We start from the raw sequence: 14,764 nt of genomic DNA, 5'->3' as shown, positions 1-14,764 counted from the left end.
CGGCAAATCGGCGAAGCTGCCGACGGCGTGCCGCATGGCGCGGCGGGCTGGGCCAACGGAATGAAACGACGACCGTGGCGCGTGGCCGGACAGGCCTGGGCCCTTCACCTCGCGAAGAATCGGAGATTTTACCATTCCTCGCGCAATCGGGCGCGAGGACGGCGGCGGATAGGGAGGCCGGGCTGCGCTGGGATCCTGCGACCCGGCCCGCGCCCCGGGCGCGATGCGCCGGGCGCTCGGCGGGACGCTCAGGCCGGGCGGGCCAGCAACGGGTGCCCCGACATCGTCAGCGTGAATCCGTCGGCCGAGGCCTGAAGCGCGCCCTGCCCGCCCACCGGCAGCGTCAGCTTGCGCGCGCAGTGGCCGAACGGCAGCCCGGTGACGATCGGCACCGGCAAGCGCTCCCGCAGATAGGCCACCACGGCCGGCAGGTCGTAGCCATTGTCGTAGTCGCTGACGCGGTAGCTGGAGAAGTCGCCCAGCAGGATCGCGCGCTGCGCGCCGAGCACGCCGGCCTGTTCCAGCTGCAGCAGCATGCGCTCGACGCGGTACGGCGGCTCGTTGACGTCCTCGAGAAACAGGATGCCGCCCTCGACCTGCGGCAGATACGGCGTGCCCAGCAGGCTGCACAGCATTGCCAGATTGCCGCCCCACAGCGTGCCCGCCACCTCGCCGGAGAACGGCTGGCCGCCGTCCTGCGGCGCGTCGATGTCGACGGTATAGGACGACGCGCGCAGCAGCCCTTCGAAATGCCGCCACATGAAGGCATCGACCGGCTCGGCGCCGAAGTCGGCCAGCAGCATCGGACCGGCCAGGCTGATGCCGCCCGCCTTGGCCAGATACGCCAGCTGGAATGCCGTGAAATCGCTGTGGCCGACGATCGGCGTGGCCGCGCGGCGCGCCTGCGCGGCGATGCGGTCGAAATCGATGCGCGGCAGCAGACGCGCCAGGCCGTAGCCGCCCCGCACCGCCAGCGTCAGCGCGCCGGAAGCCCCGGTACCGATGCCATGCAGGTCGGCCAGCCGCTCGTCGTCGGTGCCGCCGAAGCGCTGATGGCGGCGGTCCAGCACCTCCGGGTTGGCGACGCGGTAGCCGTGCGCCCGCAGCCAGTCGCAGCCGCGCGTGGCGACGGCCATGTCGTGCGGATAGCCGGAGGGAGCAAGCAGGCGGACTTCGATGGGCGCGTTCATGCGTCGGGCTTTCCCTGAGGATCGGATGACGGTTCGGTGACGGAGCCGTTGCCAGGCTCGGTGACAGCCTGCCCGCCGGCGCGGTCAGCCTTCTGCGCGCGCCGCCGCGCCCGGAAAAAATCGCGCAGCAGCTGGCCGCACTCGTCGGCCAGCACGCCGCCGCGGATCGTGGTCTGGTGGTTGAGCCGCGCCTCGGCGAACAGGTCGAGCACGCTGCCGGCGGCGCCGGTCTTCGGATCGGTCGCGCCGAACACGACGTGACGCAGCCGCGCGTGCAGCACTGCCCCGCTGCACATCGCGCACGGTTCGAGCGTCACGTACAGCTCGCACTCGGGCATCCGGTAATTGCCGACCACCTGCGCGGCCGCGCGCAGCGCCTGCATTTCGGCATGAGCAGACGGATCGCGCGAACGGATCGGCAGGTTGTGGCCGCGGGCGATGATCGCGTCGTTCCATACCACCACCGCGCCCACCGGCACCTCGCCGGCCGCCTCGGCCAGGCGGGCCTCCTCCAGCGCGGCACGCATGAAGCGCTGATCGCGCGCGTCGGCCAGCGGCCCCTCGAACGGCGGCGTGGCGATGGCTCCCGTAGCGGCGATAGGCGATGGCGGCGGCGTGTCTGTCATCGGCGGGTCATCGGCGGGTCGGTCGTCGGCACCTTGGCGGTCGGTTCAACTCGGATCAGTCCTGCGCCGGCGCGACGGCGGGCGCGGTGACCTCGGCCCAGCAGTTCGGCGTTTCGAACAGCACCAGGCGAGTCAGCTGCAGATGATGGCCGAAGCAGTCCTTGAACACCGGCGCCAGCATGTCGAAGGCGATCTGCGCCAGGTTCTCGACGGTCGGAATCGCGTCGAGCACCACCGTCTTGTGCCCCTCCATGCCACGCAGGAATTCGAGCAGCGCGGTGTCGCCGCGATGGATCAGGAAGGCGTGGTCCCACTTGTCGACCAGATGCTGGTTGGCCAGCGCCTTGATGTCGCTGAAGTCCAGGATCATGCCCTCGTCGGCCGCGCCCTCGCGATGCAGCACCTCCCCCGACAGCGTCAGGTCGAGCCGATAGCGGTGGCCATGGATATTGCGGCATTGGCCGCCATGGTTGGGGATGCGGTGGCCGGCATCGAATTCGAGGCGGCGCGTGATCGAGACTTGCTTGTTCATGAAGGCCGGTGCCGGGACCCGTGCGGCAGACGCCTAGCGGATGCCCAGCAGCTTGTGGGTTTGCAGCGAAAGGCGCCAGCGCGGATGGCGCTGGCAGAAATCGACGGCGAGGGCCGTATTCTCGCGCGCCAGCAGGCCGTCCATCGGCTGCACGAGGAAATAGCGGAAATCCAGCGCCTCGTATGCCGCGAAGTCCTGGCCGGGCTGCGGGATCACGACCTTGAGCTCGTCGCCGCGTGTCACCACCAGTTCGGCGCCCATCTTCGGGCTGACGCAGACCCAGTCGATGCCGTCCGGCACCGCGATCGTGCCGTTGGTCTCGATCGCGATCTCGAAGCCCTGCGCGTGCAGCGCGTCGATCAGCGGCGCATCGAGCTGCAGCAGCGGCTCGCCGCCGGTGCAGACCACCAGCGGGCGGCCGCCCGCGCCTTGCGGCCATTGCGAGGCGACCTGCGCGGCCAGTTCTTCGGCGCTGCGGTACTTGCCGCCCAGCGTGCCGTCGGTGCCGACGAAATCGGTATCGCAGAAGCGGCAGATCGCCTGCTCGCGGTCCTGTTCGCGGCCCGTCCACAGATTGCAGCCGGCGAAGCGGCAGAACACGGCGGCACGGCCCGCGTTGGCGCCCTCGCCCTGCAGCGTGTAGAAGATTTCCTTGACGGCGTAAGTCATGCTTGGGGTCGGTTCGACCTGTCTGTTCGACCGATGGGTTCGAACTGGATGGTTGGCGACGGACAGTGCCCTGGCTATGCCAGCCCATCTGCTTCATGCAGGGACGGATGCCGGTGCGGCTGGCCCCTGGCGGTGGCATTTCCGGTCGCGCGGGGAAACGCGACAGTATACCAAAGACGCCTCAATGACGCAGGCGCCCGGCTGGTGGGCGATTCGAGCCCTGGCGCGGCGCTTCGTCCTGCATCCGCGCCGCCAGAAAGTCCAGAAAGCAGGCAATGCGCGCCGACAGTTGCGTGTTCAGATAGTAGACCGCATGGATGGGCTGGCGCACATCGAGCGTCTCGCGCGGAAACAGCTGCACCAGGTCGCCGCGGGCCCGATCCTGGGCCGTCATGAAATCGGCCAGGCACACCACGCCCTGGCCGGCCAGCGCCAGCTGCCGCAGCGTCTCGCCGCTGGAGGCGGACACCGCCGGCGTGATCTCGAACTCGTTGCCGGCTTCGTCCCGCAGCGGCCAGCGGTTCAGGCTGTCGGGCTGCGTGAAGCCGAGCAGGCTGTGGCGGGCCAGCTCTCCGACCGAGCGCGGCCGCCCGTGCGCCTTCAGATAAGCCGGGCTGGCGAGCACCCGCAAGCGGCTGTGGCACAGCGGCCTGGCATGCAGCGTCGAATCGCGCAGCGCGCCGATGCGGATCGCGACATCGGTGCGGTGCTCCAGCAGATCGATGATCTGGTCGCTGCTGTGCAGCTCCAGCTCGATCTCGGGATAGGCGCGGCGGAAGTCGTCGACCAGCGGCACCACCACATGCAGCATGAACGGCGAGGCGGCGTTGATGCGCAGCTTGCCGGCCGGCTTCTGCCGCCGCAGCGCGATCTGGTCCTCGGCCTGGTCCACCGCGCCCAGAATCGCGCGGGCATGCGCGAGCAGCGCGGCGCCCTCCTCGGTCAGCTCCAGCCGGCGCGTGGTCCGCCGCAGCAGCGCGGTGGCCAGCTTGTCCTCGAGCCGCGCCAGCGCCCGGCTGACGCCGGAGACGGTCTGGCCCAGCTGGTCGGCCGCGGCCGTGATCGAGCCGCTGTCGACCACGGTGACGAAGGCCAGCAATTCTTCCAGGGTCATCTTCATGGCGGGGTTTCCTGCGGGAGCGATCGCGCCCGGTCCCGGCCGAGCGGGGCCGGGACCGGGACCCCACATGGCAATCCGGGAGGTCGCGATTGTTGACTACCGATCAAATATTTTCTGCATATTAACGGATTAATCGGCAAGCCGGCGAGGGTCACAATGCGGGCCATTCCAATCCCCCATACCCCAATCCCCGATACCTGGAGGCCATCATGCCCCTCGCCCTGTTGGCGCTGACGATCAGCGCATTCGCCATCGGCACGACGGAGTTCGTCATCGTCGGCCTGATTCCCACCGTCGCGGCCGATCTGAACGTGTCGCTGCCTTCCGCCGGCCTGCTGGTCAGCCTGTACGCGCTCGGCGTCGCCGTCGGCGCCCCGCTGCTGACCGCGCTGACCGGCCGCCTGCCGCGCAAGACCTTGTTGCTGTCGCTGATGGCGCTGTTCACGCTCGGCAATCTGCTGGCATGGCAGGCGCCGGGCTACGGCTCGCTGGTGCTGGCCCGCGTGCTGACCGGCCTCGCCCACGGCGTGTTCTTTTCGATCGGCTCGACCATCGCGACCGGACTGGTGCCGCGCGAGAAGGCCGCCAGCGCGATCGCCATCATGTTTACGGGCCTTACCGTCGCGCTGGTAACCGGCGTGCCGCTGGGCACCTTCATCGGCCAACATTTCGGCTGGCGCGAGACCTTCCTGGCCGTGTCGGCGCTCGGTGTGGTCGCCTTCGTCGGCAGCCTGCTGTTCGTGCCGTCCGGCATCCGGCATGCGCCGCCCGCGTCGCTGATGCAGCAGGCCCGCGTGCTGGCCGAACCGCGGCTGCTGCTGGTCTATGCGAAGACCGCGATCGGCTACGGCGGCTCGTTCATCCCCTTCACCTTTCTCGCGCCGATCCTGCAGGACGTGTCCGGCTTCGACGCGGGCGCGGTCAGCCTGGTGATGCTGGTGTACGGCCTGTCGGTTGCCGCGGGCAATATCTGGGGCGGCCGCCTGGCCGACCGCCACGGCCCGATCCCGGCGCTGAAGACGATGTTCGTGCTGCTGGCCGCGGTGCTGCTGGTGCTGAACTTCACCGCGCCGCACCGCTGGCTGGTGGTGGCGACGGTGCTGGCCTGGGGCGCGGTGGCCTTCGGCAACGTGCCGGGCCTGCAGGTCTATGTCGTCAAGCAGGCCGAGCGCTTCACGCCGCAGGCGGTCGACGTCGCCTCCGGCCTCAATATCGCCGCGTTCAATCTCGGCATCGCCGGCGCCGCGTGGGCGGGCGGCTTGATCGTGACGCACCTTGGCCTGATGCATACGCCGTGGATCGGCGCGGTGGTAGTGCTGGTCGCGCTGGCGCTGACCGCCTGGAGCGGCCGCCTCGATCGCGCCGACGGCGTGGTCCATCGCGGCGGCGGCACCGCGGGCGCGATGTCGCACTGACCGGCCGCGCCAACTGGCGTGGCGGCGCGAATCGACACGCCGCCGCCACACGCCAAATCTGCACCGCTTCCCGGCCAATGCTGCAAGCCTCTTCTACCCTTCCCCGTGGATGTGACGCATGCCATCACGGCATGCAACTTGCGTCGCGCTAGCCCGTCTGCGCGCAACGACAGAACGAACGCCGGGCGACGCCCGGCGATATCACACATCCTGGAGAGACAGCATGAAATCAACGACCTTGGCAGCAGCGCTTGCTGCTTGCCTGGCGCTCGCGGCCGGCGCGGCCCTCGCGCAAGGCGGCGGGGCGGGAAGCGGCAGCGGCGGCAGTGGCGGGAGCAGCAGCGGTGGCGGCAGTGCCGGCGCCGGACCCAGCACGACCCCCGGCACGGGTACCAGTGCCACGGGCTCGGGCAGCACCAGCGGCAGCGGTGGCACCTCGGGCTATCAGTCCGGCAGCGGTTCGGGCAGCAAGAGCGGCGCCAGTGCCCCGCGCGGGCGTTCCGGCAGCGGTGGGACCGGTGGCACCGGCACCGGATCCGGCACCGGCTCGGGAATGGGCTCCGGCAGCCCTGGAAGCCCCGGCAGTTCCGGCAGCACGGGCACCTCGGGCTCGGGCGGTACCGGCACCGGTACCGGCGGGCTTGGCACCGGCGGCATGGGTTCCGGCGGCGCGGGCGGCTCGGGCGGGACCAGCGGCGGCTCCGGCGGCCGCTAAGCCAGGCGTCAGCGCGCCGGCAACGGCGCGCTGACTCGGCCTTGGGCCGCGCTCAGGTCTCGCTCAGGTCTCGCTCAGGCCGCGGCCCGCTGCAACACCCGCATCGCCTCCCCCGCCTCGCGGCGCAGCGCCTCGAGGTCCAGTCCCACGATCGCACCGTCCTGCACGACCTGGCGTCCGCGCACGAACACGTGGCGCACCAGCGTCGGTTCGCCGGCCGCCACCGGCGCGGCGGCGATGTCGTGAAAGCCGTGGAAGCGCAGGCCGCTGACGTCGTAGATCGCCAGGTCGGCCGACTGCCCGGGCGCCAGCGTGCCGATCCGCGGCAGGTCCAGCACCGCGGCACCCCCTGCCGTGCCCCAGTGAATCACCTCCTCGACCGTCGTCTGCGAGGCGCCGCCGACCGCGCGGTGCACCAGCCAGGCGAAGTTGGCCTCGTGGACCATGCTGCCGGATTCATTGGAGGCGACACCGTCCACACCGAGCGAGATGCGCACGCCGGCATCGGCGAGCGCGCGCACCGGCGCTACCCCGCTGCCCAGCCGCGCATTGCTGACCGGACAGTGCGCCATGCCGGTGCCGGTCGCGGCCAGCATGCGGATTTCCTCGGGCGACAACGTGACCAGATGCGCGAACCAGACGTCCGGGCCCAGCCAGCCATGCTCGCCGACGAACTCCACCGGCGTGCAGCGATATTTCTCCCGGCAGAAGCGAACGTAGTTGTCGGTCTCCGACAGATGCGTATGCAGGCGCAGGCCGAGACCGCGGCCGAACTCCGCCAGCTCGCGCAGCATCGCGGGCGGCAGCGAGAACGTCGGCGTGGTCGGCGCCACCGCGACGCGGCGCATCGCATCGCCGGCCGGGTCGTGATAGCGCGCCTTCAGCCGTTCGATATCGGCGACCATCTCGTCGAGCGTCTCCGGCACCAGCGCGGTCTTGGACATGCCGGGATGGTCGGCCGCCGACTGGATCGCGCCGCCGCGGCACAGCACCAGCCGCAGCCCCATTTCTGCGGCCGCGTCGAACAGCAGGTCGCCGGTCTCGGCGCCATGGCCGTGGTGATAGAGGTAGTGATGATCGGCGCAGGTGGTGGTGCCCGACAGCAGCAGCTCGGCCATGCCGAGCCGCACCGCGGCGCGCAGCACCTCGGGAGTGAAGGCCGCCAGGCGCGGATACGGCACCGCCGCGAGCCAGGCCTGCAGGTCGGCGTTGATGCCGGCCGGCACGGCCTTCAGCAGGTTCTGAAACAGATGGTGGTGCGTATTGATCCAGCCCGGGTAGACCACGGCGCCCGGGACGTCGAGCACGCGCTCGCCGGGCAGCGGCGCGAGTCCCGCCGCGATCTCGGCGATGCGGCCGTCGCGGATGCGGATATCGGCCGCGCCGGCGCGCGCCGCCGGGCCCGCCTGGCCGGTCATCACCGCAGCGGCGCCGCGGATCAGCAGGTTGTCGCGCAGGATCTCGCGCTGTTTTTCGTTCAGACATTGGACTTCAGTCAAGATCAGATCTCCGGGGCATGTTCGCCGGCGTGCGCCAGCGGTGCGTCACGGCCCGGCAGGCCGTTGAGCAGCAGGTTCAGGAAGACGGACACCACGCAGGCGATGATCACGCTGCTGTGCACGAACGGCTGCAGCGCTTCGGGCAGCTTCTCGAGCACGGACGGCATGATCACCGGCATCAGCGCGCAGGCCAGCGTGATGGCGACGATGGTCAGGTTCGAGCGGTTGTTCTCGTAGTCGACCTGGCCCAGCGTCTTGATGCCCGCCGCGCCGACCACGCCGAACATCACCAGCGCGGCGCCGCCGAGCGCCGCGGCCGGGATCGACGCAAAAAGCGCGCCGATCTTGGGCACCAGCGCGACCGCGCACAGCATCAGGCCGCAGGTCGCCACCACCCAGCGGCTGCGCACGCCCGTCACGATCACCAGCCCGACGTTCTCCATGAACGCGATATACGGAAAGGCCGCGAACATGCCGCCGATCGCGCTGGCCAGGCCGTTGGCACGCAGGCCGTTGGTCGCCTCGCGTTCGCTGACCGGGCGCTTGACCAGATCGCCGATCGCGATGAACAGCCCCATCGACTCGACCATCTGCACCAGCATCACGATCGTCATCGTGACGATCGCACCGATATCGAATACCGGCAGGCCGAAGGCGAACGGCTGCACCATCGTGAACCACGGTGCGCGGCGGACCTCGGTGAAGTCCCCCATGCCAAGCGCGGTCGCGACCGCCGCGCCGGCCAGCAGGCCGATCAGCACCGACAGGTTGCGCAGGAACTCGCTGCCGTAGCGATTGATCGCCAGGATCAGCGCGACCACGCCGACCGCGACCGCAAAGAACACCGGCGCACCGAACTGGGGCGCACCGCGCCCGCCGCCGAGCCATTGATAGGCAACCGGAAACAGCGACAGGCCGATCGCCGTGACGATGCAGCCGGTGACCACCGGCGGGAAGAACTGCCGCAGCCGGCCGATCACCGGCGCCAGCAGCAGCGTGATCACGCCCGCGCCGATGATCGCGCCGCAAACGCCCTGGAAGCCCAGCGACGGATCGGTGCCGATCGCGATCACCGGACCGACCGAGCTGAACGCGACGCCCTGCATGATCGGCAGCCGCACGCCGAACTTCCAGAAGCCGACGGTCTGCAGCAGCGTGGCGATGCCCGAGGTAAACAGCGCGGTGCTGATCAGCAGCGTGGTCTGCGCCGGCGTCATCTTGAGCGCCGCGGCGACGATCATCGGCACCGTGATCGCGCCCAGATAACTGACCAGCATGTGCTGGAAGCCCAGCGTGAGCATGGCGCGCGGCGGCAGCACCGCGTCGACCGGGTGTTGGGGCGAAGCCATCGTCGTCTCCTTGGTGGTGGCTGTAGGGCGCTCGAAGCGGCGCCTGCAGCCACAGTAGCGGCCGCGCCCATCCCCTCATAGCGCAATTGCGAAGGCGATAGGCGCAAAGCGCAGCGATGTGAGGCCGCCGTGCAATGGCGGTGCGACGGCGACGCGATGGTCCAGGAACACGATGGCCATGCCGCGGTGCGCTGCGGGTTTGTCCCGGCTTTGCCGTCGGCAACGGCGGCCCTTACGATAGGCGCGCACCGCCTGCCCCGATGCCTGCCACCGCATCCTCTGCTCGACGTTTCCATGCTGCCGCCTTCCGACGTTTCCGCGCCCGGCAACGGCGCCGTCCATCGTTTCCACGCCAGCGAGCTGCTTCACGTGCAAGCGCTGTGCGCGCGGCTGTTCGGGCCGGCACGCGTACGGCCGCTCGATACGCGCGCACCGTTGCATGTCGAAGGCGAGCAATGCCATATCGGGCAGCTGTCGCTGGTCGATATCCGCTACAGCACCGCGATGGAGATCGAGCCGCAGGCCGGCAAGGACGAGTACGTGATCCAGACCACGGTGGCCGGCCATTGCGAGGCGCTGACCGAGGGCCAGTCGCAGCATTTCGCGCACGGCAGCACGCTGATTGCCTCGCCGACGCTGCGCACGCGGCTGCTGCTCGATAAGGATTGCGAACGTTTTTGCGTGGTGCTGCGCCGGCGCGCGATCGAACATGCGTTCCGCGAGCATTTCGGCTTCGAACCGCCGGCGCCGATCGCGTTCGCGCCGCGCCTGGCCAGCGATGATGGGCTGAATGGCCGCAATGGGCTGGCCGAGCGCTGGCAGGCACTGGTGGGATATCTGCGCGCGGAGATGCGCACGCGCCGGGCCGGCGCCGCCAACCCGACCATCGACGCCAGCATCGAGCATATGGTGGTGTCGACGCTGCTGTTCGACCAGTTCTCCGGCGACGGCGCCACGCTGCCGCGACGCTTCCAGCCGACGCTGCCGACCTATGTGCGGCGGGCCATCCAGTACCTGCGCCGCAATCTCGATCGTCCGATCACGATGCGCGAACTCGCCGACCATTGCGGCGTGTCGGAGCGCTCGCTGCAGGTCGGCTTCCGGCGCAGCAAGAACGCGACACCGATGGAATATCTGCGGCTGCTGCGCCTGCAGGGCGCGCGCGACAGCCTGCTACGGGCGCCGCAGCAGCCGGGCGCCGTGACCGCGATCGCGCTGCGGCACGGCTTCGTGCATCTGAGCATGTTCTCGCGCGAATACCGGCGCGAATTCGGGGAACTGCCGTCGGACACGTTGCGCCGCGCGCATCGGCGCGAAGGATAGAGGCAGTTTTATCCAGCGATCCCAGCCGTGGCGGCGCGGTTTTTCCGCCCCGCCTCCCCGCCGCCACGGCGCCGATGCGACGCTGCGCCCTCGCCTCAACGTGCCAGGCAGATCCCGAGCATTGTCTGCAATCGGCCGCGGTCCAGGTTGCGGCCGATAAAGACGAGCTTGCTGTCGCGCGGCGCGTCCAGCCATGGATCGCCCGCATGCAGGTCGAGCTGCCGGTGCACGGCCTGCAGCACATGGCGCCGCCCGCTGCCGGCGACCGCGACGATGCCCTTGATGCGGAACAGGTCGTCGCCCTGCGCCGCCAGCAAGGCTCGGATCGCGCTGGCGAGGCGGTCTCCGTCGAACGGCCGGTCGAACACCAGCGAGACGGAAGACACCGAGGGGTCGTGGCGGTGCGCGTGCTCGCGATCGTGGTCGTGGTCGTGGTCGTGGCCGCAGTGCTCGTCGCAGACGTGGCCTTCTCCATGATCGTGATCGTGGCCGTGCTCGTCCTCGCTGTCGTCGAGCACGGCCAGCCCCGGCGTAAACCCGCCGATCCCCAGGATCCGCCGCAGGTCGACGCGCGCGTAGTTCGAACGCAGGATCTGCGCGCCCTCGTTGAGCCGGCGCAGCCGCGCCTCCAGCGCGTCCACCGCCGCCGGGTCGGCCAGGTCGGTCTTGTTGATGACGATGCGGTCGGCCGCGACGATCTGGTCGACCGCCTGATTGTCGAAGCCGCGCAGCCGCGGATCGTCCAGATGGCTTTCGATATGCAGCGCGTCGACCAGCGTGACCACCCCGTCGAGCGCGACCTCGCGCGCCACCTCGTGGTCCATGAAGAAGGTCGCTGCCACGGGGGTAGGGTCGGCGAGGCCGCTGGTCTCGACGATGATATGGTCGAAGCGTTCGGGCTGCGCCAGCAGCTTCTGCAGGATGCGGACCAGATCGGTACGCACATCGACCACGCAGCAGATGCAGCCGTTGGTCATCTGGTAGATCTCTTCGTCCGAGCTCAGCACCAGATCCGAATCGACATCGACCTCGCCGAACTCGTTCTCGATCACCGCGATCCGATGGCCGTGCCGCTCGGTCAGGATATGGTTCAGCAGCGTGGTCTTTCCCGCGCCGAGAAAGCCGGTCAGGATCGTCACCGGCACCGGTACGGGCGCGCGCTCCGCAGCGTGTCCGGCGGCTTGCTCGCCGCTGGCAGGGCGCACCGCTTCAGGCATCAAGGACGTAAGGGCATTCATCGTGTCTCCTCCTGCGCCATGGCAGTCGGCATCGCGTCGGCCGGCACGGGACGCATCCCCTGCCAACGCGCGACCAGACCGGCATGGTCGATATCGAACAGGTCGAGCGTACGCCCGACGGTATGGTTGACAAGATCGTCGATGGTGCCTGGCCGGTGGTAGAACGCCGGCACCGGCGGCAGCACGATCGCGCCCATCTCGGTCACCGCGGTCAGGTTGCGCAGATGGCCCAGATGCAGCGGCGTCTCGCGCGGCAGCAGCACCAGCCGGCGTCTTTCCTTCAGCATCACGTCGGCGGCGCGCGTGACCAGGTTGTCGGCGATGCCATGGGCGATCGCCGCCAGCGAGCGCATCGAGCACGGCGCCACCACCATGCCGGCGCAGCGGTAGGAGCCGCTGGCGATGGTCGCGCCGATGTCCCGCACGTTGTGTGCGACGTCGGCCAGCGCCTCGACTTCGGCGCGGCGCAGGCCAAGCTCGTGCTGGATGGTCAGCCAGCCGGACGGCGTCACCACCAGGTCGGTGCGCCAGTCCGGCTGCTGCGCCAGCCACTGCAGCAGGCGCACGCCGTAGATCGCGCCGCTGGCGCCGGTGATGGCGACCACGAGGCGGCGGCTCATGGGCGCCCCAGCACATCGCCGAGCAGCCGCGCAGCCCGCGCCATCGCGTCGTCGCCGATGCGCGCGCGGATGCCATCGAACTGCGGGCCGCGTGTCGCATCGAGCCCCATGCGCGACGTCGTACCGACGCCGGATGCCGACGGATCGAGCGCGCTGCCGGGCAGGCCGTCGACGACCACCACGTCAAGATGCGGCTGCAGATGCGTGGCGACGGCCCACAGCACCTCTTCATCGCGCGTGACGTCGACATCCTCGTCGACCGCGATCACCGTCTTCAGGTACGGATCCCAGCCGAGCAGTCCCAGCATGACCTGGCGCGCCTCGCCGGCGCGCATCGGCTTGAGCGCGACATAGGCATGGAAATGCGTGCCCGAACTCGGATAGTGCACGGCGGTGACGCCGGGAAAACGCTCCTTCAGCTTCTCGACCATCTCCGACTCGCGCGGAATCCGCCCGAGATTGAGGTGCTCGGCCGAATTGCCGCCGACCACGTCGATCAGCATCGCGTCGCGCCGGCGCAGGATCGTCTCGACGCGCAGCAGGTTGTTGGTCGAGCGGTCCGACGAATAGCCGGTGAACTCGCCGAACGGCCCCTCGTCGACGCGCGCTTCCGGATCGATGACCCCTTCCAGCACGATCTCCGCGCTGGCGGGCACCGCGATGCCATGCCGCGGCGTGCGCACGACCTCGAGCGGCGCGCCGAACAGGCCGCCGGCGACGTGGCGCTCGTCGACGCCGTACGGCAGACGTGCCGCGCCCGCCAGCATGAACAGCGGATGCGCGCCGATCACCATCGCCACCGGCAACGGCTGCCCGCGCACGGCGGCCTGCTGCTGCATGCGCCACAGGTGGCCGCGCGAATGCAGGCTGGTGGCGATGCCGGTGGCCGAATGCACCATCGAGCGGTGGTAGCTGGCGTTGCCGATGCCGGTCTCCGGATCCTGCGCGATCAGGATCGCGTTGGTGATATAGGGCCCGCGGTCGTTAGCGAAATGCCGTATGGCCGGGATCGTGCTCAGGTCGATGCCGTCGCCCTGCACGACGTCGAGCACCGGCCCGCTGTCGACCTCGCGCGGCGGCACCAGGCGTCGGCTGCGCGCCTGGTATTCGGCGTGGATGCCGTCGGCGCCGACGCCGAGCAGCCGGCCGACGCGCTCGCGCGAGGCGAAGATATTGGTGACCAGCGGCGCGTCCAGACCACGCACGCGCTCGAACACCAGCATCGGATAGCGCCCCTGCGCGGCCAGCTGCCAGACCACGGCGGTCGCATCCTGATCGGCGCCGACCTCGTCGCCGATCACCAGCACATCGTGGGGATGCGCGGCCCGATAGGCCGACAGAAAGTCGCGAAAATCCTGCGACGACGAGTAGCGCCCAGAATCGCGCCCAGAATCGCACCCCGAACCGCGCCCCGAATCGCGCCCCGAATTGAGCGACGATGTCATCGTTCTCTCCTTGTCACGCCGGCCGGGGCCGCGGCACAGGAAGGTGCTGGGCCCGGCCGGCCGCCGTGTGGGGCGGTTCAGCGAAGACCGGCGTAGGTATCGGTCAGCCGGGCCTGCGCCTCTTCCATCGTGCGCGGCGGCGGCGTGGTCTCCAGGCCGATCAGGCGGGCGATGTTGTTGCCCATGTAGTCCTCCAGCCCGTCCTCGTCCAGGTCCATGCCCTGCGGCGCGGGGCCGCACAGCATCTCCAGTTCGCGCAGCCACATGCCCGGTTCGTTCGGCGGCGTGTCGGTGCCGAACACGATCTTGTTGCGCGGCAACTGGCGGGCGAATTCGACGATGCGCGACTGGAAGCACCAACCCGATTCGCAATAGACATTGGGCGTGTCCATCGCCATCCAGAACGCCTCGAACGAATAATTGCCGCCGGTCTGGATGCCGAAATGACCGATGATGAAATTGACCATCGGGAATTCGCGGATGATCGGATAGAACATCGTCGGAATCGTGTACGGCCCGTCGCCGGTGTGGATCAGCACCACGACGTTGTACTTGGCACACATCTTCAAGGCGGGCCGCAGCCAGTCGAGCGCGCGGTCGGGGCGATAGCCGTGCATGTTGGCATGCAGCTTCATCATCTTGAAGCCGTATTCCTTGACGTGGTATTCGAGCTCGAGCGCGCCCTCTTCCGGACCCCAGCGCGGATTGAAGGTGAAATTGCCGATGAAGCGGTCGGGATATTTCTGGCACAGCTCGGCCACATAGGCCATGTAGTCGCGCACGCCTTCGCGGCCGCGGCGATTGCCGTCGCGATAGCCGGTATTGCCGGGCGGCGGCTGGATGAAGCCCATGTCGATGCGGCGCGGCTTGCCGTTGATGATGTAGGGGCCGTCCATCATCTTGAGCAGGCGCTCGCCGGTGAACGGTTCGCCGGTATGGCGCCAGGCCTCGTCGACGAGGTTGGTGGGATGCAGATGGGTATCGATGATCATTGCAGTGGCTCCGTGCGGGGCTGCGTGGTCT

Annotated in this window: 14 protein-coding genes; 3 read left to right on the top strand and 11 right to left on the bottom strand. The window is 69.3% G+C overall.

The genetic code is table 11. The features are described from left to right. Window positions 1-248: 248 nt before the first annotated feature. From ldcA to F7Q96_RS15945, 5 genes are all read right to left on the bottom strand, one after another. Window positions 249-1,190: a muramoyltetrapeptide carboxypeptidase gene (gene ldcA / locus F7Q96_RS15965; RefSeq protein ID WP_053821707.1), complete on the bottom strand. Its 942-nt coding sequence runs from the start codon at window positions 1,188-1,190 to the stop codon at window positions 249-251. Next, window positions 1,187-1,816 carry a tRNA adenosine(34) deaminase TadA gene (gene tadA / locus F7Q96_RS15960; protein WP_082371451.1) on the bottom strand — a complete coding sequence of 210 codons (630 nt, stop codon included), beginning with the start codon at window positions 1,814-1,816 and terminating at the stop codon, window positions 1,187-1,189. Before tadA ends, ldcA begins: the two co-directional genes overlap by 4 nt. Window positions 1,817-1,871: 55 nt before the next feature. Then, a complete protein-coding gene (queD, locus tag F7Q96_RS15955) occupies window positions 1,872-2,348 on the bottom strand; it encodes a 6-carboxytetrahydropterin synthase QueD (protein WP_006578733.1) in 477 nt (158 codons plus the stop codon). A gap of 33 nt (window positions 2,349-2,381) precedes the next feature. Beyond that, window positions 2,382-3,017, bottom strand: a complete 636-nt coding sequence (queE, locus tag F7Q96_RS15950; protein WP_053821706.1) for a 7-carboxy-7-deazaguanine synthase — start codon at window positions 3,015-3,017, stop codon at window positions 2,382-2,384. Window positions 3,018-3,198: 181 nt separating this feature from the next. Continuing rightward, window positions 3,199-4,137 carry a LysR family transcriptional regulator gene (locus F7Q96_RS15945; protein ID WP_053821705.1) on the bottom strand — a complete coding sequence of 313 codons (939 nt, stop codon included), beginning with the start codon at window positions 4,135-4,137 and terminating at the stop codon, window positions 3,199-3,201. 209 nt (window positions 4,138-4,346) lie between these two features. Between F7Q96_RS15945 and F7Q96_RS15940 the strand changes: the two genes are divergently transcribed. Further along, window positions 4,347-5,552, top strand: coding sequence for an MFS transporter (locus tag F7Q96_RS15940; protein ID WP_151022942.1), 1,206 nt, complete (start codon window positions 4,347-4,349; stop codon window positions 5,550-5,552). 223 nt (window positions 5,553-5,775) lie between these two features. After that, window positions 5,776-6,267: a hypothetical protein gene (locus tag F7Q96_RS15935; protein ID WP_151022940.1), complete on the top strand. Its 492-nt coding sequence runs from the start codon at window positions 5,776-5,778 to the stop codon at window positions 6,265-6,267. A 74-nt stretch (window positions 6,268-6,341) separates the two neighbouring features. Here F7Q96_RS15935 and F7Q96_RS15930 read toward each other — a convergent pair whose 3' ends face one another. Both F7Q96_RS15930 and F7Q96_RS15925 read right to left on the bottom strand, forming a co-directional pair. After that, complete coding sequence (locus tag F7Q96_RS15930) at window positions 6,342-7,766, bottom strand: amidohydrolase family protein (protein WP_261659757.1); 1,425 nt, start codon at window positions 7,764-7,766, stop codon at window positions 6,342-6,344. Between the two features lie 2 nt (window positions 7,767-7,768). Beyond that, the gene (locus F7Q96_RS15925) at window positions 7,769-9,115 is read right to left on the bottom strand and encodes a nucleobase:cation symporter-2 family protein (protein WP_053821703.1); all 1,347 of its coding nucleotides are present in this window, start codon (window positions 9,113-9,115) and stop codon (window positions 7,769-7,771) included. Window positions 9,116-9,409: 294 nt separating this feature from the next. On the opposite strand from F7Q96_RS15925, the gene F7Q96_RS15920 reads away from it, so the two are divergent. Further along, window positions 9,410-10,438 carry an AraC family transcriptional regulator gene (locus tag F7Q96_RS15920; RefSeq protein ID WP_082371450.1) on the top strand — a complete coding sequence of 343 codons (1,029 nt, stop codon included), beginning with the start codon at window positions 9,410-9,412 and terminating at the stop codon, window positions 10,436-10,438. 95 nt (window positions 10,439-10,533) lie between these two features. On the opposite strand, the gene F7Q96_RS15915 is transcribed toward F7Q96_RS15920, so the two are convergent. The 4 genes from F7Q96_RS15915 to F7Q96_RS15900 all read right to left on the bottom strand — a co-directional run bounded on the left by F7Q96_RS15915 (window position 10,534) and on the right by F7Q96_RS15900 (window position 14,733). Further along, window positions 10,534-11,676 (bottom strand): CobW family GTP-binding protein, encoded by a 1,143-nt coding sequence (locus tag F7Q96_RS15915; protein WP_226994859.1) that lies wholly within the window; start codon window positions 11,674-11,676, stop codon window positions 10,534-10,536. Then, window positions 11,673-12,296, bottom strand: coding sequence for a UbiX family flavin prenyltransferase (locus F7Q96_RS15910; RefSeq protein WP_053821702.1), 624 nt, complete (start codon window positions 12,294-12,296; stop codon window positions 11,673-11,675). The genes F7Q96_RS15915 and F7Q96_RS15910 overlap by 4 nt, the downstream gene beginning before the upstream one ends. Then, complete coding sequence (locus F7Q96_RS15905; protein ID WP_144425780.1) at window positions 12,293-13,741, bottom strand: UbiD family decarboxylase; 1,449 nt, start codon at window positions 13,739-13,741, stop codon at window positions 12,293-12,295. The genes F7Q96_RS15910 and F7Q96_RS15905 overlap by 4 nt, the downstream gene beginning before the upstream one ends. Window positions 13,742-13,818: 77 nt before the next feature. Then, window positions 13,819-14,733 carry an amidohydrolase family protein gene (locus tag F7Q96_RS15900; RefSeq protein WP_006578677.1) on the bottom strand — a complete coding sequence of 305 codons (915 nt, stop codon included), beginning with the start codon at window positions 14,731-14,733 and terminating at the stop codon, window positions 13,819-13,821. Window positions 14,734-14,764 lie beyond the last annotated feature (31 nt).

The sequence above is a fragment of the Cupriavidus gilardii genome, from assembly GCF_008801915.1.
In the GTDB taxonomy this organism is placed as follows: domain Bacteria; phylum Pseudomonadota; class Gammaproteobacteria; order Burkholderiales; family Burkholderiaceae; genus Cupriavidus; species Cupriavidus gilardii.
This window is presented reverse-complemented; position numbering and strand designations above follow the sequence as displayed.